The organism is Lysobacter enzymogenes (assembly GCF_017355525.1).
Classification (GTDB): Bacteria; Pseudomonadota; Gammaproteobacteria; order Xanthomonadales; family Xanthomonadaceae; genus Lysobacter; species Lysobacter enzymogenes_C.
Genome location: NZ_CP067395.1, coordinates 1397162 through 1416925 on the forward strand (window position 1 = coordinate 1397162; position 19764 = coordinate 1416925).

15 protein-coding genes are annotated in these 19764 nt (G+C 69.7%); 9 read left to right on the forward strand and 6 right to left on the reverse strand.

Annotated features, from left to right (window positions below; translation table 11 throughout):
- Nucleotides 1-4: 4 nt before the first annotated feature.
- The 3 genes from JHW38_RS05655 (at nucleotide 5) to JHW38_RS05665 (ending at nucleotide 2828) form a co-directional block, all read left to right on the forward strand.
- Nucleotides 5-1057: an agmatine deiminase family protein gene (locus tag JHW38_RS05655; protein WP_207525019.1), complete on the forward strand. Its 1053-nt coding sequence runs from the start codon at nucleotides 5-7 to the stop codon at nucleotides 1055-1057.
- Nucleotides 1058-1368: 311 nt separating this feature from the next.
- The gene (locus JHW38_RS05660) at nucleotides 1369-2256 is read left to right on the forward strand and encodes a carbon-nitrogen hydrolase (RefSeq protein WP_207525020.1); all 888 of its coding nucleotides are present in this window, start codon (nucleotides 1369-1371) and stop codon (nucleotides 2254-2256) included.
- On the forward strand, nucleotides 2256-2828 hold the full coding sequence (locus JHW38_RS05665) for a GNAT family N-acetyltransferase (protein WP_207525021.1): 573 nt from the start codon (nucleotides 2256-2258) through the stop codon (nucleotides 2826-2828). Before JHW38_RS05660 ends, JHW38_RS05665 begins: the two co-directional genes overlap by 1 nt.
- Before the next feature lie 77 nt (nucleotides 2829-2905).
- Here the strand turns inward: JHW38_RS05665 and JHW38_RS05670 are convergent, their stop codons facing one another.
- Nucleotides 2906-3922 carry a tripartite tricarboxylate transporter substrate-binding protein gene (locus JHW38_RS05670; protein WP_207525022.1) on the reverse strand — a complete coding sequence of 339 codons (1017 nt, stop codon included), beginning with the start codon at nucleotides 3920-3922 and terminating at the stop codon, nucleotides 2906-2908.
- Nucleotides 3923-4245: 323 nt separating this feature from the next.
- Nucleotides 4246-5184, reverse strand: coding sequence for a hypothetical protein (locus JHW38_RS05675; RefSeq protein WP_207525023.1), 939 nt, complete (start codon nucleotides 5182-5184; stop codon nucleotides 4246-4248).
- A gap of 323 nt (nucleotides 5185-5507) precedes the next feature.
- Here JHW38_RS05675 and JHW38_RS05680 point away from each other — a divergent pair, with 323 nt between their 5' ends.
- Both JHW38_RS05680 and JHW38_RS05685 read left to right on the forward strand, forming a co-directional pair.
- On the forward strand, nucleotides 5508-6125 hold the full coding sequence (locus JHW38_RS05680; protein ID WP_207525024.1) for a TetR/AcrR family transcriptional regulator: 618 nt from the start codon (nucleotides 5508-5510) through the stop codon (nucleotides 6123-6125).
- A gap of 20 nt (nucleotides 6126-6145) precedes the next feature.
- Nucleotides 6146-7072: an alpha/beta hydrolase gene (locus JHW38_RS05685; protein WP_242691231.1), complete on the forward strand. Its 927-nt coding sequence runs from the start codon at nucleotides 6146-6148 to the stop codon at nucleotides 7070-7072.
- Nucleotides 7073-7247: 175 nt separating this feature from the next.
- Here the strand turns inward: JHW38_RS05685 and JHW38_RS05690 are convergent, their stop codons facing one another.
- Nucleotides 7248-7892, reverse strand: a complete 645-nt coding sequence (locus JHW38_RS05690) for a glutathione S-transferase family protein (RefSeq protein ID WP_242691232.1) — start codon at nucleotides 7890-7892, stop codon at nucleotides 7248-7250.
- A gap of 236 nt (nucleotides 7893-8128) precedes the next feature.
- Here JHW38_RS05690 and JHW38_RS05695 point away from each other — a divergent pair, with 236 nt between their 5' ends.
- Together JHW38_RS05695 and JHW38_RS05700 are read left to right on the forward strand one after the other, a co-directional pair.
- Complete coding sequence (locus tag JHW38_RS05695; RefSeq protein ID WP_207525025.1) at nucleotides 8129-8743, forward strand: TetR/AcrR family transcriptional regulator; 615 nt, start codon at nucleotides 8129-8131, stop codon at nucleotides 8741-8743.
- 101 nt (nucleotides 8744-8844) lie between these two features.
- Complete coding sequence (locus JHW38_RS05700) at nucleotides 8845-10056, forward strand: TraB/GumN family protein (RefSeq protein ID WP_207525026.1); 1212 nt, start codon at nucleotides 8845-8847, stop codon at nucleotides 10054-10056.
- Between the two features lie 319 nt (nucleotides 10057-10375).
- Here JHW38_RS05700 and JHW38_RS05705 read toward each other — a convergent pair whose 3' ends face one another.
- The 3 genes from JHW38_RS05705 to JHW38_RS05715 form a co-directional block, all read right to left on the reverse strand.
- Complete coding sequence (locus JHW38_RS05705; RefSeq protein WP_207525027.1) at nucleotides 10376-13465, reverse strand: efflux RND transporter permease subunit; 3090 nt, start codon at nucleotides 13463-13465, stop codon at nucleotides 10376-10378.
- Between the two features lies 1 nt (nucleotide 13466).
- Nucleotides 13467-16985: an efflux RND transporter permease subunit gene (locus tag JHW38_RS05710; RefSeq protein ID WP_428995311.1), complete on the reverse strand. Its 3519-nt coding sequence runs from the start codon at nucleotides 16983-16985 to the stop codon at nucleotides 13467-13469.
- A 97-nt stretch (nucleotides 16986-17082) separates the two neighbouring features.
- Nucleotides 17083-18225, reverse strand: a complete 1143-nt coding sequence (locus JHW38_RS05715; RefSeq protein ID WP_207525028.1) for an efflux RND transporter periplasmic adaptor subunit — start codon at nucleotides 18223-18225, stop codon at nucleotides 17083-17085.
- Nucleotides 18226-18604: 379 nt separating this feature from the next.
- Here JHW38_RS05715 and JHW38_RS05720 point away from each other — a divergent pair, with 379 nt between their 5' ends.
- Nucleotides 18605-18997, forward strand: coding sequence for a c-type cytochrome (locus tag JHW38_RS05720; RefSeq protein ID WP_207526275.1), 393 nt, complete (start codon nucleotides 18605-18607; stop codon nucleotides 18995-18997).
- A gap of 11 nt (nucleotides 18998-19008) precedes the next feature.
- Nucleotides 19009-19458 carry a c-type cytochrome gene (locus JHW38_RS05725; protein ID WP_207525029.1) on the forward strand — a complete coding sequence of 150 codons (450 nt, stop codon included), beginning with the start codon at nucleotides 19009-19011 and terminating at the stop codon, nucleotides 19456-19458.
- Nucleotides 19459-19764: the final 306 nt, after the last annotated feature.

Genomic DNA, 19764 nt, shown 5'->3' on the forward strand with positions numbered 1-19764 from the left:
GGTTATGACCAACAACGCATTGCGCTTCCCCGCGGAGTGGGAACCCCAGTCCGCGGTCTTGATCGCGTGGCCGAACGCCGACACCGACTGGGCCGAGCGCCTGGGCGAGGTCGAAGAAACCTACATCGCCCTGGTCGCGGCCATCACCCGTTTCCAGCCGGCGCTGATCTGCGTGGCCGACGACGACGTCCAGGCCTACGCGCGCGCGCGCCTGTCCTCGGCCCGGATCGACATGGGCCGGGTGCGTTTCATCGACGCGCCCTACGACGACACCTGGCTGCGCGATTCCGGTCCGATCACGCTGCGGCGCGAGGACGGCGGCGAGCGCGATGGTTTTCGCCTGCTCGATTTCCGCTTCACCGGCTGGGGCGGCAAGTTCGACGCCAGCCAGGACGACCTGCTGGTCGAGCGCCTGCATGAGCAAGGCGTGTTCGCGCCCGGCAGCGAGCGCGAGAGCATCGATTTCGCGCTGGAAGGCGGCGGCATCGAGACCGACGGCGCCGGCACCCTGCTGACCACCTGGCGCTGCCTGCACGAGCGCCATCCCGCGCTGAGCCGCGAAGAAATCACCGCCAAGCTGTGCGCGTGGCTGCGCCAGGACCGGGTGCTGTGGCTCGACCACGGTTATCTGGAAGGCGACGACACCGACGCCCACATCGACACCCTCGCCCGCTTCGCCGCGCCCGACGCCATCGTCTACCAGGGCTGCGACGACCCGTCCGACTCGCATTACCCGGAATTGCACGCGATGGGCGCCGAGCTCGCCGCGCTGCGCACCCGCGACGGCCAGCCGTACCGCTTGTTCGCGCTGCCGTGGGCGAAGCCGGTCATCGATGAGGACCGGCGCCTGGCGGCCAGCTACGCCAACTTCCTGATCGTCGACGGCGCGGTGCTGATGCCGGCCTACGGCGACGCCGCCGACGCGGCCGCGCAGGCGGTGCTGGCGCAGGCGTTCCCGGACCGCGAGATCGTCGCGGTGCCGTGCCGGCCGCTGATCTGGCAGAACGGCAGCCTGCATTGCGTGACCATGCAGTTGCCGAAGGGCGTGGTGGCGTAAACCCGTCGCGACGCGCAGCGATCTCGCGCTGCGCGTCGTATGCGGCGTCCGCGTTGCGTGTGGGTTGCCGTTGCGCAGGTTTTTACCCGCGCCGCAGCCCGTCGATCCGGCGAAGGCCGGAACTCATTTGGATTCTGCTTCGCCGCTCGCTGCGGCAACGACGGCGCCAGGGTTTCCGGCTTACGCCGCAACGACGGACTGGAAGCCGCCGCTCGTTCCGCCCCGAATTCCCGTGCGCTGCCGCTGGCCGCGCCCCCGTCATGGCGCAGTCCTACAATAGGAACCCGCCCCACAGCCGGACCCCGCTCCCGATGAAGAAGACCACCCTCCCCGTCGCCCTGATCCAGGACCGCGACCACGGCTCGCGCGAGGCCAATCTGGCCAACATCGAGCAGCGCGTCGGCGAGGCCGCCCGCCAGGGCGCGAAGCTGGTGCTGCTGCAGGAACTGCACAACGGCCCGTACTTCTGCCAGCACGAATCGGTCAGCGAGTTCGACCTCGCCGAGACCATTCCCGGCCCGAGCACGCAGCGCCTCGGTGAGCTGGCCAAGCGGCACGGCATCGTCCTGGTCAGCTCGCTGTTCGAGCGCCGCGCGGCCGGGCTGTACCACAACACCGCGGTGGTCTACGAAACCGACGGCTCCATCGCCGGCAAGTACCGCAAGATGCACATCCCGGACGATCCGGGCTTCTACGAGAAGTTCTACTTCACTCCGGGCGATATCGGCTTCGAGCCGATCCAGACATCGGTCGGGCGCCTGGGCGTGCTGGTGTGCTGGGACCAGTGGTATCCCGAAGGCGCGCGGCTGATGGCGCTGGCCGGGGCCGAGCTGCTGCTGTATCCGACCGCGATCGGCTGGGACCCGGACGACGTCCAGGACGAGAAGGATCGCCAGCGCAACGCCTGGATCCTCAGCCACCGCGGCCACGCGGTCGCCAACGGGCTGCCGGTGCTCAGCGTCAACCGCGTGGGTTTCGAACCCTCCCCGCTCGGCGCTTCGGGCATCCAGTTCTGGGGCTCCAGCCACGTGCTCGGCCCGCAGGGCGAATACCTCGCCGAGGCCAAGACGATGGAGCCGGAAATCCTCATGGCCGACGTCGACCTGGGCCGCAGCGAGCACGTGCGGCGGATCTGGCCGTTCCTGCGCGACCGCCGCATCGACGCCTACGCCGACCTGCTCAAGCGCTATCGCGACTGATGGCCGCGCCTGCGCCGCAGTTGCGCCTGCGCGCGGCGGTCGAGTCCGACCTGGACGCGATCGCCGCGCTGTACGCGCGCGAAGTGCGCGAAGGCGTCGCGACTTACGAGTACGACGTACCCGACCGCGCCGAGATGCATCGGCGCTGGCGCGCGATCGCCGACGCCGGTTATCCGTACCTGGTCGCCGAGCTGATCGACGACGGCGCGGCGCGCTTCGCCGGCTACGCCTACGCCAGTGCCTACCGCAGCCGCATCGGCTATCGCTGGACGGTCGAGAATTCGGTCTATGTCGAGCCGGCCTGCCACGGCCGCGGCGTCGGCGGCGCGCTGATGCGGCGGCTGATCGAGGACTGCGCCGCGCTCGGGTTCCGGCAGATGGTCGCGGTGATCGGCGACGGCAGCAACGCCGCGTCGGTGGCCTTGCACGAGCGGCTCGGGTTCAAGCTCGCCGGCGTGTTTCCCGGGATCGGGCGCAAGCACGGGCGCTGGCTCGACACGGTGCAGATGGTGCTGCCGCTCGGCGACGGCAAGCTCGGCGAGCCCGATCCGGACGCGCCCGGGCTGCGCTGAGCCTTCTCACCGATCCTGCGCGCTGAGCCTGCGCGCCGTTCGCGTACCGCGCGGCCTGTCTGCGGCGCGCGGCGCGGCTACGGCGTCGGCGCCGACAACGCGCGCAGCCAGCGCTCGCGTTCTTCGTCCTCAAGCGTCAGCAGTTCCTCCGGGGGCCCGCCGCCACCGATGGCCTGCAGATCCGCGAGCTGTTCGCGCACCGGCGCGGCGTCGAGCACCTGCGCAACGGCTTGCTGCAATGCGCGATTGGACGCCGTATCCGAACGCGCCGGCGCCCACAGGCTGAAGCGATCGTAGGCGTTGTAGCCGGCCAAGGCCGGGTTCGACGCCAGGCTCGGCCAGTCCTGACCTTCGAAACGCAGCGGTTGGTCCGGGTCGGCGGTGGTGCCGAGCACGCGCAATTGCCCGCGCCGCACGGCGACGATCACGCCGTTGACCGGAGCGAACAGCAAGTCCGCCGCGTGCTCGCGGGTGATGCGGTCCGAGTCGGGATACATGCCGTCGAAAGTCTTGCGCCGCACGTCGACGCCGCTCAGCGCGCGGAACTGGCCGTAGGCGAGTTGGCCGGTCCAGCCGTCGGCGCCGGTAGCGACGCTGAGCGCGCCGGGGTGCGCACGCGCGTACGCGAGCAGTTCGTCGAGGCTGCGAATGCCGAGCGCATCGGAGCGCTCGCGGTCGATCGCCAGCACCAGCGGCTGCGACGCCAGCAAGGTCACCGGACGCAGCGCGCGCAACGCGTCTTCGATCGCCGGCCCGGTCTGCACGCCGGCGATACCGCCGCGCGGCAGCCGCACCGCGGCGAGCAGCACCGTCGCATCGCTCGCATCCTCTGCGAACCGGCGGTAATCGGCTTCGCCGGCCTGGGCCACGTGTTCGACCCGAACCTCGCGCCCCAGCAGCTTGGGCAGACGCTGCGCCAGCAGTTCGGCGTAATGGCTGCTGCGGCCGCCGGGCGCGAACGGCACGAGGATGCGCAAGGGCGGCTGCGCGGCCGGCGACAACCTCAGCACGCGGCCTTCGACGGTGTCGACCGGTGCCGGCGCGCGCGGGGCCTGGTCGCCGAAGTTCAGGCTCAACCAGCGCGATGCCGCCATCGACTCGGGCGCCATGCCGAGGCTGAAGACGGAAAGGTCCCGCCGCGGCGGCGATCCTGCGTCGGCGGTCCGCAGTCGCCATGCCGGCGGCGTCGACGGCGCAGCGTCGAGATCGGCCTGCCGCGTCCGATAGTCCGACGGCGCAGCGGCGGCCGGGCATAGCGCCGCGACTAGAATCAGCGCAGCGCCGGCGAGTTTGGCGAGTTTGGCGAGTTTGGCGAGGCTCGCGAGGTTTCGTAGCGGATGTCGCATCGGTGGCGCCCTCCTTTTCGTCCAGCGATTCGGTCTGCGATGCGCGCCGGCGCGTGCGGCCGGCGAGCTCGTCAGGCGGCTTCGGCCGCGGCTTCGCGCGCTTGCGTCCCCAACTCCGCGACGATGTTGCCGGAAAAGAAATCGAGGATCTCGCCGGCGTGGCTCAGCACGCGGTCGCCGAACCAGTCCGCGGCCAGCCGCGCCGGCGGCCCGCGCTGGCGCAGCAGGTTCGCTTCGATCCGCCCGCGCTCGAGTTCGACGACGAGGTCCTCGCCCCAGCCCGAGCGCTTCGACGCCGGCAGCGACAGCAGCGCATGGGTGCCGGCCTGGTTCAAGAACAGATTGCCCGCGCCGGTATCGCCGATGGCGGAGAAGTCGAGCGACCAGTGCGTCGTGCCGTCGCGCGCGTGTCGCGACAGCGTTCCTTGCTCGCCGACCACCAGCAGCGACGCGCCGTCGCGGGCGAACCGCACGCGCGCGACGGCGCCGCCGACCGCCACCGCGACCCGCTGCGCGCTCGCGTCGGCGCAATCCACGCGCAGCAGCGCGTCGGCTTTGCGCGGATCGGGCACCCATAGCCGACCGTCGTCCGGATCGACCTCGCCGTTGCGCGCATCGACCTCGCGCGCCATCGTCGCCAGCACTTCGCAATTCGCCGTATCCAGCGTCACCGGGCGCGCCTTGCCGTTGAGCGTGCCGACCAAGGCGCGCTGCCCGCTCGGGTCGAACACGGTCCAGTGCGACAGCAGACGCTCGCTGACGCTGGGCGCCTGCCCTGCGGACACGAAACCGATGCGCGAGCGGTTGGCGCCGCGGACCGCGAGCCACTCGGCCGAACGCAGCGCCAGGCGGCGGTCGCGCGACACGTCGCAGACGACATCGTCGTCGCCTGCGCCAGGCACCGCATGCAGGCGGCCGTCGCCGGGGGCGTAGCGGCGCAGCGGCGGCGCGCCCAACACCCGGTCGGAGCGGTCGAAGTACACGAGGCCGCGGCGGATATCTACGTACATCGTCAGCCTCATCCAATCGCCAATGGGGTGCGCGGCTGCGTCGCCGCCGCGCGGGGGCGGCGCGGCCGCGCGCCGCGAGCACGGAACGGAGCCTGCAAACCGGGTATACGTCGCGGCCGCCGACGCCGTATTTTTTTGCGCCCGGCGGCCCGCCGGCGCGAAAAACACAATTTGAAACCCCGCAGCGGGCGATTTTCGGTCAAAACGTCAAGCGGCCGCCACGACTCGCGGCTGCGCCGGTCGCGGGCCTCGCCCGCAACGGCAACCAGGACCGGCCGACGAACGGCTCCATTAAAACGAACGGACGTGCTAATTTGCGCCCTATGTCCTCCCTGACCGCCACCAACAAAGGCGCCGCGACCCGCGAAGCCATCCTCGACCAGGCCTACAGCATCGCCTGCTCGGCCGGCCTGGAAGGCTTGTCGATCGGTCCGCTGGCGACCGCGGTGGGCATGTCCAAGAGCGGCGTGTTCGCCCACTTCGGCTCGCGCGAAGATCTGCAGCTGGCGGTGCTGGACAAGGCCAGCGAGCGCTTCATCGCCTACGTGCTGCTGCCGGCGCTGAAGCGCCCGCGCGGCCTGGCGCGGCTGCGCGGCATCGTCGAGTCCTGGTTCGACTGGTCGCGCCACACCGACGGCGGCTGCGTGCTGCTGGCCGCGGTCAACGAGTACGACGACCGCCCCGGCGCCCTGCGCGACAGCGTGGTCGACCAGCAAAAGCGCTGGCACCAGGAACTCGGCCGCGCGGTGCAACTGGCGATCGACACCGGCGAGCTCGAAGCCGGCACCGACACCGCCCAGCTCGCGTTCGAAATCTACGGCCTGGCCCTGGTGGTGCATCACGACGCCGGCCTGTTCGGTTTCGATGCCGCCCTGGTCCGCGGCCTGCGCGCGTACGAGCGGCTGATCCGCTCCTACGCGGCCCTTCCCCTCCCCGCCTGATCCTCCCCACGAGGCCTGTCATGCCTAGCGCTATCGGCAAAATTAGCACGACCGTTCGTCATCTTGGCCAGCTGTACGGCCTGCGCCTGGGCTTCGCGGTCGGCGCCTGGTTCGCGCCCGAGGCGACCATGCGCCGCGCCGCCGACCTGTTCTGCACCCCGTTCGCCTCCAGCCGCCGCCGCGCCCTGGCCGCGCCGACCCTGGACGCGCGCGAGGAGATCCTTCACGTCGACGGGCACGCCATCGCTTGCTACGTTTGGGGCGAGCCGCGCGAACAACCGTATGTGCTGTTCGCCCATGGCTGGTCCAGCCACGGCACCCGCGTGGCCAAATGGCTGCCGGCGCTGCGTGCGGCCGGCTATGCGGTGGTCGCTTTCGATCAGCTCGGGCACGGCCGCAGCGAAGGCCGGCTGGCGACCCTGCCCGACTTCACCCGACACCTACATGCAGTCGGTATGCATTACGGCCCGGCGGCGGCGGCGATCGGCCATTCGCTCGGCGGCGCCGCGACCTTGCTGGCGATGGCGCGCGGCCTGCGCGCCGAGCGCGCGGTGCTGATCGCGCCCGCGGCCGACCCGGTCGCCGCGGTCAAGCGCTTCGCCCGCTTCCTGTGGGTCGGCGAAGACCTGTGCCGGCGCATGTTCGCCTACTTCGAAGCGCGCATCGGCATCAGCTTCGATTCGCAACAGGCGCACCGCAACGCGCCGAGCATCGCCCAGCCGGCGCTGATCGTGCACGACCTCGGCGACAAGGAGGTGCCGTGGGCCGAGGGCGAGCGTTATGCGCGCTACTGGCCGGATTCGCGGCTGCTGACCACGCAGGGGCTGGGACATAACCGAATCGCCGACGACCAGACCGTGATCGCCGCAGCGCTGCGCTTCCTGCGCGGGGAAGCGGTCGGCGACAAGGTGGTGTCGAGCGCGAATCTGCCGTACGGAATCGCCTGAGGCGCGCAGGACGCGACCGGTCCCGCGCTCGATCCAAGCTGCAACCGCGAACCGGTCCGGCCGAAGCTCACCCCTCCCGCTTCGGCCGGACCGTTCGCCTCCCGCGCGGTCCGGGCGCGCCGCCGCGCAGGCCGCGCGCGTCGGATCGGCCTGGCCCGGCCGCGCGAACGGCGTCTCAAGCCGCCATATCGACCGCGTCGGCATCCGGATACGGCTGCCGCCACGCCGGCAACGCCTCGATCCGCGCGTACCACTGGCCCAGGTGGGCATAGTCGTCCAGCGGCAGTTGCGCGGCGCGCGTCCACGGCAGCATCGCCGCGACCGCGAAATCGGCGGTGCTCAGCGCGTCGCCGAGCAGATAGCGGCGTTCGCGCAGATGCGTGTCGAGCACTTTGGCGAAATGGCGCAGGTGCTTGCCGGCTTCCTCGACCGTGGCCGCATCGGGCGCGCCGAGGCCGAAGATCGGCTTGGCCACCCGTTCGAAGAACAGGCTGCCGGCGTGACGGTTGAAATGCGCGGCGCCCCAGTGGGTCCAGCGCAGCAGTTCGACCTGCTGCGACGGCGCCGACGGCCACAGCTCCGAACCGGTCTTCTGCGCCAGGTACGCGGCGATCGCCGGCGATTCCCAGATCGTCGTGTCGCCGTCGACCAGCACCGGCACCTTGCCGTTGGGGTTGATCGCCAGGAACTCGGGCCGGCGGTGTTCGCCCTGCCTGAGCTCGATGCGGACGAACTCGACCGGCGCGCGCACATGGCGGGCGACGGCGCAGGCGGTGCGGGCGTTCGGCGATTCGTAGTAGTACAGCAGCATGGGCTTCATCGCGATGTCCTCGTGGCGTGGGAGCGGGCGCAGTGCGGATGGATCGGAGCGGTGCCGCGCGGTCGATTTTGCGAAGCGGTTAAATATGTTCAAGAACACATTTAAAATCGTGCTAAACCCGTTCCAGCTAAGCCCTTTCCGGCGAAGCCCGCTCCAGTCAAGCCCGCTCCAGCCAAGCCTGTTCCGGCCAAGCCCACCCGCGAACGCCCCACACGCGCTGCCCGCTGCCACCCGCCATGCCCTACACCAGCGAACACAAAGCCCAGACCCGCGCGCGCATCGTCGCCACCGCGCGCCGTCTGTTCACCCGCCGCGGCTTCGCCGAGGTGTCGATCGACGAGATCATGGCCGAGGCCGGCCTGACCCGCGGCGGCTTCTACAACCACTTCAAGCGCAAGCAGGATCTGTACGCCGAAGCGGTCGAGCACATCCTCACCGCGATGCCCGCCGGCGGCTGCGAAACCGATCCGCCGGCGGCCGCGCGCCTGGCGCGCGAGTACCTGTCCGACCGCCACGTCGCCGATTTCGACTACCCCTGTCCGCTGGTCGCGTTTTCCTCCGAGGTCGGGCGCGGCGACGACTGCGTCAAGCGCGCCTACACCCAGGTGCTCGACAGCCTGATCGCGATGATGCAGCGCTCGCTCGGCCCGGGCCCGGCGGCGCGCGAGCGCGCGGTGACGATGGCGACCCTGTGCGTCGGCGGCACCCTGCTCGCGCGCGCGATCGACGACGCCGAATTGGGCAAGGAGATCCGCCGCGCCGCGCTCGATCAGGTTCTGGCCCTGACCGACGCCGTCGCGGCGCCGGCCGCCGCGCCGGCACAGGCGCGGGCGCGGCGCGCGCGCGGCTAGCCGCACCGGCCGCGGCGCCGGTTTGCCGGCCCCTGCCGCAGCCTCTATGCTGCGGGACTTTCTGTGTCCCGGCACAGCCGCCGCGAGCCGCCCAAACCCGCATGAACGAACCGCTCCCCGTTTCCGACGGCCTGCACGGCCAACCGCACGCCATCGTCGAGCGCGACGGGGTCCGCTATACCCTGCTGGGCACCGCGCACGTGTCGCAGGCCAGCGTCGAGGCGGTACGCGAGGCGGTCGGCAGCGGCCGCTTCGATGCGGTCGCGGTCGAACTCGACCCGCAGCGCCTGCAGGCGCTGACCGACCCGGACGCGCTGGCGCGGCTGGACCTGATCCAGGTGATCCGCTCGGGCAAGACCGCGCTGTTCGCCGCCAACCTGGCCCTGGCCGCGTATCAGCGCCGGCTGGCCGAGCAGCTCGGGATCGAGCCCGGCGCCGAGCTCAAGCGCGCGGTGACCGAAGCGCGCGAACGCGAACTGCCGGTGCACCTGATCGACCGCGAAGTCGGCCTGACCTTCCGCCGCGCCTCGCAGCAATTGGGCTTCTGGGGCCGGGCCAAGCTCGGCGTCGGCCTGGTCACCAGCCTGTTCGCCGCCGACGAGGTCGGCGAGGACGAGATCGAGAAGCTCAAGCAGGGCGACATGCTCGAATCGAGCTTCGGCGAGTTCGCCAAGGAAAGCCCGCAGTTGTACGAAGCGGTGATCGCCGAGCGCGACCGCTACATGGCCGCGCGCCTGCGCGAGACCGCGGGCGAGTCGCGCGAGGTGCTGGCGGTGGTCGGCGCGGGGCATCTGCAAGGCCTGGCCAGGCATCTGCGCGAAGACCAGGGCGACCCGGTCGCGCAGCGCACCGCGCTCGAACAGGTCCAGACCAAGAGCAAGGTGCCGTGGGTGATGATCGCGATCACCACGCTGATCCTGGCCGGCATCGCCTGGGGTTTCTGGAAAGGCGGCGCTGCGATGGGCGCGGACCTGTTGCTGCAATGGGTCATGTACACCGGCGGCCTGGCCGCGCTGGGCTGCCTGCTCGCCGGCGGGCATCCGCTGAGCATCATCACCGCGGCGCTGGTGGCGCCGCTCAAGCCGTTCCGTCCCGGCGTGCCGGCCGGCGCGGTCAGCGCCCTGGTCGAAGTGCACCGGCGCAAGCCGGCCTACGGCGACTTCATGGCCTTGCGCGACGATGCCCAGACCGTGCGCGGCTGGTACCGCAACCGGGTCGCGCGGGTGGTGCTGAACTTCATGCTGACCAACATCGGCACCGGCATCGGCGTGTGGCTGGCGGGGTTCCGGATCGCCAGCAAGCTGGTGGGATAAGGCGGTAGAGCCGTCCGGGGCGCGCGTTCGCGCCCTCGCCTTGCGCTGGCTGGCGTTCTTTCTTCGATGCGCGCGATGGATTCGATCCGTCGCTGCGGCTTCGTTCGCGAATGCGGGTGGCGCCGTAAGCGTGGTGTCGCGGTCGCGGCTTCCAGGGCCGCACGAAAACGGGCGCACTACCTGTAGGAGCGGCGCGAGCCGCGACCGCGGGCTAGCCGCTTGCGTCGCATCTGCGGTGTCGCGGTCGCGGCTTGCGCCGCTCCTACAGTCGGTATCCGCAGCGACGCCGAAGCCGATGGGGGCGATGCGCCCCCATCGCTCAGGCCTGCGCCGCAGCCGCGCCCTTCGCCGCCACGCCGCGCGCGCGCCGCACCAGCGCGGCGCTGCCGTCGCGCAGGTCGTCGAGGATCGCGTAGATGGTCGGCAGGAACAGCAGGCTGACCACGGTCGAGAACGCCAGGCCGCCGGCCACCGCGCGCGCCATCGGCGAGTACGCCAGGCCGCCGAGCACGACGGTGTCGCTGAGCGAGATCGGGATCATCGCCAGGATCGCCGTGCCCATCGTCATCATGATCGGGCGCAGCCGCTCGCGGCTGCCTTCCACCAGCGCCTCGTTGCGGCTCAAGCCGCGCCGGCGCAGGTTGTTGATGTGCTCGACCATGACGATGCCGTTGTTCACCACCACGCCCATCAGCACCAGGATGCCGATGAAGGCCATCACCGTGAACGCGGTGCCGGTGATCCAGAACAGCCAGAACACGCCGAAGATCGAGAACACCACGCAGCTCATGATCGCCGCCGGGAACAGCAGCGATTCGAACACCGCCGCCATCACCACGTAGATCATCACCAGGGCGATGACCAGGTTGAACATCATCTGCTTGCCGGCGTCGTCGTCGCGCTCGAACGAGCTGCCGTCGAAGCTGTAGTTGTAGCCGGCCGGGAACGCCACGGTCTTGAGCGTCTCCTCCATCGCCTTGCGCGCCTCGGGCGTGGTCGCCTTGCCGTTGAGGCTGGCCTGGATGGTCAGCGTGGTCTGGCGGTTGCTGCGGTTGATCTGGCTCGCGGTCGGCCGCACCGCCACGTCGACCATGGCCAGCAGCGGCACGCTGCGGCCGTCGCCGGCGCGCACGGTGAACTCCGACAGGTTCTCGATGCCGTAGCTCTCCGCGCCGGCGAAGCGCGCCCACACCGGCACCTCGGTCTCGCCGCGCTGGAAGTCGCGCAGCTGCGCGCCGCGCAACGCCAGACCCACGAAGCGCGAGACTTCCTCGACGCTGAAGCCGAACGAGGCCGCGCGCTCGCGGTCCACGCGCACGTTGAGCTCGGTGTTGCGGTCGCCGATGTCGATGCGCACGTCGCGCAGTTCCTTGCGCCGCGCCAGGATCGGCACGATGTCGTTGGCCAGCTCGGTCAGGGTTTCGGTCGAATCGCCGACCAACTGCACCTGCACGTTCTTGGCTCCGTTCTGCCCGCCGCCCTCGTCCTGCCCCATGCTGATCTCGGCCTTGGCCGACTTCGGCAAGGCCTTGGAAATCGCCTCCACCAGCGGCTTGGTGTTCTCCACCTGCTCCTCGTGGAACTGCAGGCGGGTGCCGGCGTCGCCGCCGCCCTGGGTGCTGAAGAACGAATAGATCTGCTTGATGTGGTACTGCTTGCGCCGCGCTTCCAGGAACTTCTCGATCTTGAGGATTTCCTCCGACATCTGCTCGCGGGTGTAGCTGCCCTTCCAGTGGTACTGGATGAAGGCTTCCTTGCCGCCTTCGTTGCCGAACATGTCGAACTTGGTCCGGCTCGCCGGGAACACGCTGATCGCCACCACCAGCACGATGCCGATCACGCTCAGGCCGCGGTGTTCCAGGGTCCAGCGCAGGAAGCGCGCGTAGGAACGCTGCAGGCGCGGGATCAGGCCGCGGTCGCTGGCCACCGCCGGCGGGGTCTTGAGCCGCGCCGAGATCATCGGGATCAGGCTCACCGCGACCAGCCACGAGGCCAGCAGCGACACCGAGATGGTGATGGCGATCTGCGACATGAAGATGCTGATGTCGTTGGTTTCGCCGAGCAGGTTGGGCAGGAACACGATGCAGTGGCACAAGGTGCCGGCCGACAGCGCGATGGCGACGTGGCGGGTGCCGAGGATCGACGCCAGCTCGGGCTGGTCGGGCATCTTCTCGCGTTCCTGGTAGATGCTCTCCACCACCACGACCGCGTTGTCGACCAGCATGCCGACCGCCAGCAGCAGGCCCATCAGCGACAGCACGTTGAGGGTCACGCCGACGAAATGCATGAAGCCCAGGGTCATCACGAAGCAGATCGGAATCGCCAACGTGACCATCAGGGTCGAGGGCCAGTGGCGCAGGAAGAAGAACAGCACCGCGATCGACAGCAGCAGGCCGATGCCGCCGGCTTCGGCCAGTTCCAGCAACGAGCTGGTCACGTCCTCGCCCTGGTTGCGCACCACCTTGATCTCGATGTTGCGCAGCTCCGGCTGGGCGCGGATCGCCTCGACCTCGGCCAGGGCCAGGCGCGAGACCTCGACCAGATTGGCGCTGCGCTCCTTGAAGATGTCCAGGCCGATCGCCGGCCGCCCGTCCAGGCGCCGCCCGGTTTCCAGCCGCGCCGGCTTGAGCCGCACGTCGGCGATGTCGCGCAGCTTCAGCCCGCTGGTGTTGATGCTGACGTTGCGGAACTGCTCCAGGTCGATCACCTGGCCGATCGGCTGCACCCGCAGGCGGCGGCCGCCGTCTTCGATCTCGCCGGCGGAAATCGAGAAGTTCAGCGCCTGCAGGCGCTTGGTCAGGGTGTTGAGATCGACGTCGTGGGCGACCATGCGGTCGGGCAGGATCGCGATCTCGACCTCGTTCGGCGCGGCGCCGCCGATCTCGACCTTGGCCACGCCGGGGATGCGTTCGAGCCGGCGCTTGAATTCGCGGTCGATCAGATCGTAGGAATGGCTCAGGTCCATGTCGCCGGCCAGACGCACCTGCAGCACCGCCTGGTCGGAGCTGGACCACTTGAACACGAAGTAGCGCTGGAAGCCGTCGGGCAGGTCGTCGACGATCGCGTCGATGCGCTCGCGCGCGTCCGAGGCGGCGATGGCGACGTCGCGGTCCCAGTCCTTGAACTCCATCTGGATCGTCGCCGCGTCCGAGCTGGCGGTGCCGTGCAGGCGCTTGATCCCGGTCATCGTCGCCAGCGCCTCCTCGGCGGGGCGCAGGATGGTGCGTTCGACCTCCTCCGGGGTGGAGCCGTCGTACGGCAGCTGCACCAGCAGGAACGGCGCGGTGATGTCCGGCAGCGACTCCAACGGCAGCCGCACGGCCGCGATCAGGCCGATCACGAACATCGACACGAACAGCATGATGGTCGTGATCGGCCGCTTGATGCTGATCTCGGCGACGCCGCTCATGTCAGTGCGCCTCGCTCAGCGGATCGTTGTCGTGGCCCAGCGACTCGGCCACCGCCGCGTCGCGGCGCTTGGCCTTGCGCACGCGTTCGCGGTAGTAGGCGTCGCCGCGGCGGTCGAGCAGGTCGTACACCACCGGAATCACCAGCAAGGTCAGCAGGGTCGACACCAGCAGGCCGCCGATCACCGTGATCGCCATCGGCGAGCGCACCTCGGCGCCTTCGCCGGTGGCGATGGCCAGCGGCAGGAAGCCGAACAGGGTGCACAGCGTAGTCATGATGATCGGGCGCAGGCGCGAACGCGCGCCTTCGATCAGCGCCTCGCGCTTGGCCACGCCGTGCTCGCGCAGCTGGTTGACCTTGTCGATCAGGATGATCGCGTTCTTGACCACCAGGCCGACCAGCAGGATCAGGCCGATGAACACCACCACCGAGATCGTCGAGTTGGTCAGCAGCAGCGCCAGCACCGCGCCGACCAGGGCCAGCGGGATGGTGAACAGGATCACGAACGGATGCAGCAGCGATTCGAACTGCGAGGCCATCACCAGGTAAACGAGGAAGATCGCCAGACCGAACGCGAACAGCAGCGAGTTGATCGACTGCTGCAACTCCTCGCCCTGGCCGCCGATGTGCATGCGCACCTCCGGGCTCAGCGGCTTTTCGCGCACCATCTGCTCGACCTCGGCGATGGCGCCGCCGAGGTCGATGTCGCGCAGGTTCGACGAGACGATCGCCACGCGCACCTGATCGGCGCGGTGGATCTCGCTCGGACCGGTGGTGGCGACCACGTCGGCCACCGATTCCAGGGTCACCGGACGGTTGCTGCCCGGGTTGACGATCAAGCGGCGGATGCTCTCGATCGACGCGCGATCGGCCTGGCGCGCGCGCACCAACACGTCGATCTTGCGGTCGCGGAAGCTGTAGCGGGTGGCGACGTCGCCGCGCACCTTCTTGACCACCACGTCGGCGACATCGCGCGTGGCCAGGCCGAGCGCGCCGGCGCGGTCCTGGTCGAAGCGGATCTGGATTTCCGGGAAGCCCTGCTCCACCGTCGACTTGACGTCGGCGAAGTGCGGGCTGCCGCGCAGCAGCTTGGCCATGTGCTGGCCGGCGCGCTGGATCGTCTCCAGGTCCTGGCCGCGCAATTCGATTTCCAGCGGCGTGGAGAAGCTGAAAAGCTGCGGACGGGCGAAGTCGACCTGGGCGCCGGGATGGGTGCGCATGGTCTGGCGCAGGCGTTCGGTCTCCTGCGCCTCGACCTGCTTGCTGCCGCCGTCGGCCATCACCACGGTGATCTTGCCGATGTTCTCGCCGCTCTCGGTCGGGTTCGCGTCGAGCCGCGTGCCGCTGCCGCTGACGCCGAACCAGGCGCGGATGCCGGGATCCTTCTCGTGCTGAGTCTGGATCTGCCGCACCAGCGCATCGGTCTCGCGCAACGGCGTGCCCGGCGGCAGCTTGACGGTCATGTCGAAGCGGTCCTGGGCCAGCTGCGGGATCAGGTCGGCGCCGAGCAAAGGCACCGCCGCCAGGGTCGCGGCGAAGGCCGCGCCGGCCAGGGTCAACACCAGCCCGCGGTGCGCCAGCGCCGCCGGCAGCAGCTTGAGGTAGCCGCGTTCGGCGCGGCCGTACGGCGACATCGCGATGTCGCTGGCCTTGCCCATGACCGGACCGACCACCGCGCCGAGCAGGCGCCAGCCGCGCACGATCACCCAGGCGAAGGCGAAGAACAGCGAACGCACGCCGATGCCGATGCCGCGCGGAATCCACGCCAGCGCGCGCAGCGCCGGGTTCTTCGGTTCCCAGCGCGGCTGCGGCGGTTCTTCCTGGAAGCCCAGCGCCGGCCGTCCGCGCAGCGCGCTGAGCATCGGGATCAAGGTCATCGACACGATCAGCGAAATGCCGATCGCCAGCGCCACGGTCAGCGCCTGGTCGCGGAACAGCTGCCCGGCGATGCCTTCGACGAACACCAGCGGCAGGAACACCGCGATCGTGGTCAGGGTCGAGGCGACCACCGCCATGCTGACCTCGCGCGTGCCGGCGACGGCCGCCTCGAGGATGCCGAGCCCGCGTTCGCGCGCCTTGGCGATGGATTCCAGCACCACGATCGAGTCGTCGACGACCAGGCCGGTCGCCAGCGCCAGACCGCCCAGCGACATCACGTTGAGGCTCAGGCCGAGCCGGTCCATGAAGAAGAAGGTGGCGACGATCGACACCGGCAGCGACAGGCCGATCACGAACGTGCTCCAGCCGTCGCGCAGGAACAGGAAGATGATCAGGATCGCGAGGAAGCCGCCGATCACCGCGTCCTTCTTGACGTCGGCGATGGCGTGGCGGATGAACTGCGACTGGTCGTCGATCGTGGTCAGTTCGACGTCCGGCGGAATCTGCGCCTTGATCTGGGTCAGCCGCGCCTGCACCGCGTCGGCGGTGGCCACGGTATTGGCGTCGCCTTCCTTGTAGATCGCCAGCTCGACCGCCTCCTTGCCGCCGAGGCGGATGATCGACTCGCGTTCCTTGTAGCCCTGGCGGACCTCGGCGATGTCCTTGAGCCGCACCGGCTTGCCGCCGGCGGCGACCGCCTGGTCGCCGGAGTTGGCGCTTTCCACCGACGCCGCCGCGGCCATCGCGTCGGCCGAGCCCGAGGCCGCGGCCACCCGCGCCATCTGCGCGGCGGCTTCGGCCGCGGCGTTGCCGCCGGCCTTCTGCGTGGTCACCAGCATCTCGCGGATTTCCGGCACGGTCGCGAACTCGTTGACCGTGCGCACCAGATAGCGCTGCTGCCCTTCTTCCAGGCGGCCGCCGGAAATGTTGACGTTCTCGGCCTTGAGCCGCTGGATGACGGTGTCGATCGGCAGGTTGAGCTGGGAGATCTTCTGCTGGTCGATGTCGACCTGGATCTCGTCCTCCAGGCCGCCGCCGACCTTGACCGCGGCCACGCCGTCGACCGGCTCGAGCTTCTTCTTCAGGTCGTCGTCGGCGTAGCGGCGCAGCGCGGTGAGCTGGCGGATCGCCTCGCCGTCGCTGGCCTTCTCGCCGCCCTTGTTGGACAGGGCGATGCGCAGGATCGGCTCGGTCGAGGGATTGAAGCGCAGCAGCACCGGCTTCTTGGCTTCCAGCGGCAGCTGCACGACTTCCATCTTGTCGCGCACCTCCAGGCTGGCCTGGTCCATGTCGGTGCCCCAGGCGAACTCCAGCACCACGTCGCTCTGGCCGGTGCGCGAGACCGACTTGAGCTTGCGCAGGCCCTTGACCACGCCGACCGCTTCTTCCAGCGGCTCGGTGATCAGCGTCTCGACCTCGGTCGGCGCGGCGCCGGTGTATTCGGTGCGCACGGTCAGCGTGGGATAGCTGAGGTCCGGCAGCAGATTGACCTTCAGGCTGTTCAGCGCGATCACGCCGAACAGCAGGAAAGTGAGGGTGACCATCGCCACGGTGACGCGGCGGCGGGTGGAGAACTCCACCAGATTGAAGGACGTCGCGTCCGGAAGCTGAGCCACAGCCGGTCCCCAGTTTCGGTATTGGATTGCGCGCGGTCGCGGCTACGGCCGCGCCGCGAGATGGCGGCTCGCGCCGCCGCGGGTTCCTTGCGCGGCGCCGCCTCGGCGGCGCCGGCGTTCGGACTTATTGCTGGGTCGGCGCGGCCGGAGCGGCGGCGCTGGCGATTTGCTTGGCGTTGATCGCCAGCACCTCGCTGCCTTCGCGCAGCGCGGTCTTGCCGGCCACCACGACCTGGTCGCCCTGCTTCACGCCGGCGCGGACCTCGGCCCAGGAGCCGTCGAGGTAACCGAGCTTGACCGAGGTGCGCGCGACCTTGTTGCCGCGCACCACGAACACCGCCGGATCGCCTTCGTCGTCGAGCAGCGCCGCGCGCGGCACCACCAGCGCATCGGCGCGGCTGTCGTAGTCGATGCGCAGGCGGCCGAACATGCCCGGCTGCAGGGCGCCGCCGCCTTCGAACGAACAGATCACCCGGAAGGTGCCGCTGCCCGAATCCACCACCGGCGCGATCCGGTCGACCTTGCCGGCGAAGCTCTTGCCGGGCATCGCGTCGACCGTCATCTGCACCGGCTGGCCGGCCTTGAGCGTGGCCAGTTCGCGCTCGGGCACGTTGAGCACGGCTTCCAGCTGCGAGGTGTCGACGATGCGGATGATCGGCGAGTTGATCTGGACGAAGTTGCCGGGCTTGATCGAACGCGAGGCGACCACGCCGGAAATCGGCGCCTGGACCTGGGCGTAGGAGACTTCCAGATTGGCCAGGCGGTTGCCGGCGCGCGCGGCTTCCAGGTCGTAGCGCAGCTGGTCGCTGTCGTTGGCGCTGAGCAGGCGCTGCTCGGCCATCTGGCGGGCGCGGGAGTAGTTGGCCTCGAGCTTGCGCAGGGTCGCCGCGGTCTGCGCGGCCTGCTGCTCGGAGCGGGCCGAATCCAGCCGCACCAGCACCTGCCCGGCCTTGACCTGCTGGCCTTCCACGACCATCACCTGCAGCGCCACGCCGGAGGTCTTGGCGACCACCTGCGACTCGGCGCGCGCCTCCAGCGGCGCGGTGCCGGTGTAGCTGGCCGCGATCGCGCGCCGGCCCGCCACCGCCACCTCCACCGGCACGGCGTCCGATGCCTTGTCCTTGCTTTCCTTCGCTTGCGCCTCGGCGGCGCCCGCGCCGCCCTTGCAGGCCGACAGGCCCAGCGCGCATGCCAGCGCCAGTGCAGCGACCGCTGCCGTGACGCGCACCGCCGGACCGCCCTCGCGGTTGTTGGTGAGTTGACGCATTCGAGACGACCCCAAAAAGTGCTAGAAAATTCGCCGGTTACCGGTCGTATGCCGGTGTTGTATGTAGGTATATCACCGACCTGGCGAGGCAACATCCGCCAGAGGTCATGATGACTGGAGCCACGGATCGGATCTGAGGCAAGGTACGCGCAAGTCCTGCTGCATTCGCGCGTACGGCCTGCATCGGCGATCCCGCTCCGGCCCCTGCTCCGGGCGGACGCCGCCGCGAATCCGCGACCGGCGTCAGTATGGATGCATCCAGGGACGGCTTCGTTGCAATCGCCGTGCCGGCTATACTCGCCGACTTATGCGCGGCCCCGGCCGCGCGGAGCCAGCCACCACCTTTCGCTAGCCACTCGAGATTGCGGATTACGACATGATGCGACCGCTGACGATCGCCTGCTGCTTCGCCCTGACCCTGGCCACCGCGACCGCGGCCGCCCAGGAACCCGCCAAGACTCCGGCCGCTCCTGCTCCGGCCGCCGCTGCCGCCGCGGCGCCCGCCGCGCCGGCCAGCGTCGCCGGCAACGCGCAGACCGGCCGCCAGCTCACCTACACCTGCCAGGGCTGCCACGGCGTCACCGGCTACAAGAACGCGTATCCGAACTATCACGTTCCCAAGATCGTCGGCCAGTCGCAGGAATACCTGGTCAACGCGCTGACCGAGTACAAGAAGGGCGCGCGCAAGCACCCGACGATGCAGGCCCAGGCCCAGAGCTTCTCGGACCAGGACATCGCCGATATCGCCGCCTTCCTCTCCAGCGCCAAGTGAGCCGCCGACCCATGACGAATCCCAGCCTCCTGCGCGGCCTCGCCATCGCCTCGCTCGCCCTCGCCCTGGCCGCCTGCTCCAACTCCGGCGACGCCCCGGCCGGCCATTCCTCGGCCGACCGCAACGAAGGCCACACCTCGTCGTCCTCGGGCCTGCCCGCGGGCAACCACCTCGCCGGCGAGAAGCTCGCCAGCACCAAGGGCAAGGCCACCGGCCAGTCCTGCGTGGACTGCCACGGCGCCGAAGGCAACGCGCCGATCGACCCGACCTACCCCAAGCTCGCCGGCCAGTACCACGACTACATCGCCCACTCGCTGCAGATGTACCGCGACGGCGACCGCGAGCACGCGCTGATGTCGTCGCAGGCCAAGGACCTCAGCGACCAGCAGATCGCCGACCTCGCCGCCTACTTCGGTTCGCGCGAGAAGGGCACGCTGCGCGACCTGCACGGCATCCACTGAGTTTTCGCCGGGTTCCGGCGAGCGTTTGCACGAACGGCCCGCGATTGCGGGCCGTTTTTGTTTTGAGGCTTATTGATTAAGAGACCTCAGAGCTGCGTTGCGATAAAGCCCTGGATTCCCGCATTCGCGGGAATGACGGCAGGTGGGTAGCGCGGAGAACCTTCCAGACCGTCATCCCCGCGAAGGCGGGGATCCAGAGACTTCAGAGCCATGCCGCGATAAAGCCCTGGATGCCCGCCTTCGCGGGCATGACGCCGGGTGGGTTGCGCGGCGGCTCTTACCAGTCGTCATCCCCGCGAACGCGGG

Bases quoted from the DNA above. Each gene is read 5' to 3' on its own strand.
- JHW38_RS05655 (WP_207525019.1), top strand. From the start codon at position 5: ATGACCAACAACGCATTGCGCTTCCCCGCGGAGTGGGAACCCCAGTCC.
- JHW38_RS05660 (WP_207525020.1), top strand. From the start codon at position 1,369: ATGAAGAAGACCACCCTCCCCGTCGCCCTGATCCAGGACCGCGACCAC.
- JHW38_RS05665 (WP_207525021.1), top strand. From the start codon at position 2,256: ATGGCCGCGCCTGCGCCGCAGTTGCGCCTGCGCGCGGCGGTCGAGTCC.
- JHW38_RS05670 (WP_207525022.1), bottom strand. From the start codon at position 3,922: ATGGCGGCATCGCGCTGGTTGAGCCTGAACTTCGGCGACCAGGCCCCG.
- JHW38_RS05675 (WP_207525023.1), bottom strand. From the start codon at position 5,184: ATGTACGTAGATATCCGCCGCGGCCTCGTGTACTTCGACCGCTCCGAC.
- JHW38_RS05680 (WP_207525024.1), top strand. From the start codon at position 5,508: ATGTCCTCCCTGACCGCCACCAACAAAGGCGCCGCGACCCGCGAAGCC.
- JHW38_RS05685 (WP_242691231.1), top strand. From the start codon at position 6,146: ATGCCTAGCGCTATCGGCAAAATTAGCACGACCGTTCGTCATCTTGGC.
- JHW38_RS05690 (WP_242691232.1), bottom strand. From the start codon at position 7,892: ATGAAGCCCATGCTGCTGTACTACTACGAATCGCCGAACGCCCGCACC.
- JHW38_RS05695 (WP_207525025.1), top strand. From the start codon at position 8,129: ATGCCCTACACCAGCGAACACAAAGCCCAGACCCGCGCGCGCATCGTC.
- JHW38_RS05700 (WP_207525026.1), top strand. From the start codon at position 8,845: ATGAACGAACCGCTCCCCGTTTCCGACGGCCTGCACGGCCAACCGCAC.
- JHW38_RS05705 (WP_207525027.1), bottom strand. From the start codon at position 13,465: ATGAGCGGCGTCGCCGAGATCAGCATCAAGCGGCCGATCACGACCATC.
- JHW38_RS05715 (WP_207525028.1), bottom strand. From the start codon at position 18,225: ATGCGTCAACTCACCAACAACCGCGAGGGCGGTCCGGCGGTGCGCGTC.
- JHW38_RS05720 (WP_207526275.1), top strand. From the start codon at position 18,605: ATGCGACCGCTGACGATCGCCTGCTGCTTCGCCCTGACCCTGGCCACC.
- JHW38_RS05725 (WP_207525029.1), top strand. From the start codon at position 19,009: ATGACGAATCCCAGCCTCCTGCGCGGCCTCGCCATCGCCTCGCTCGCC.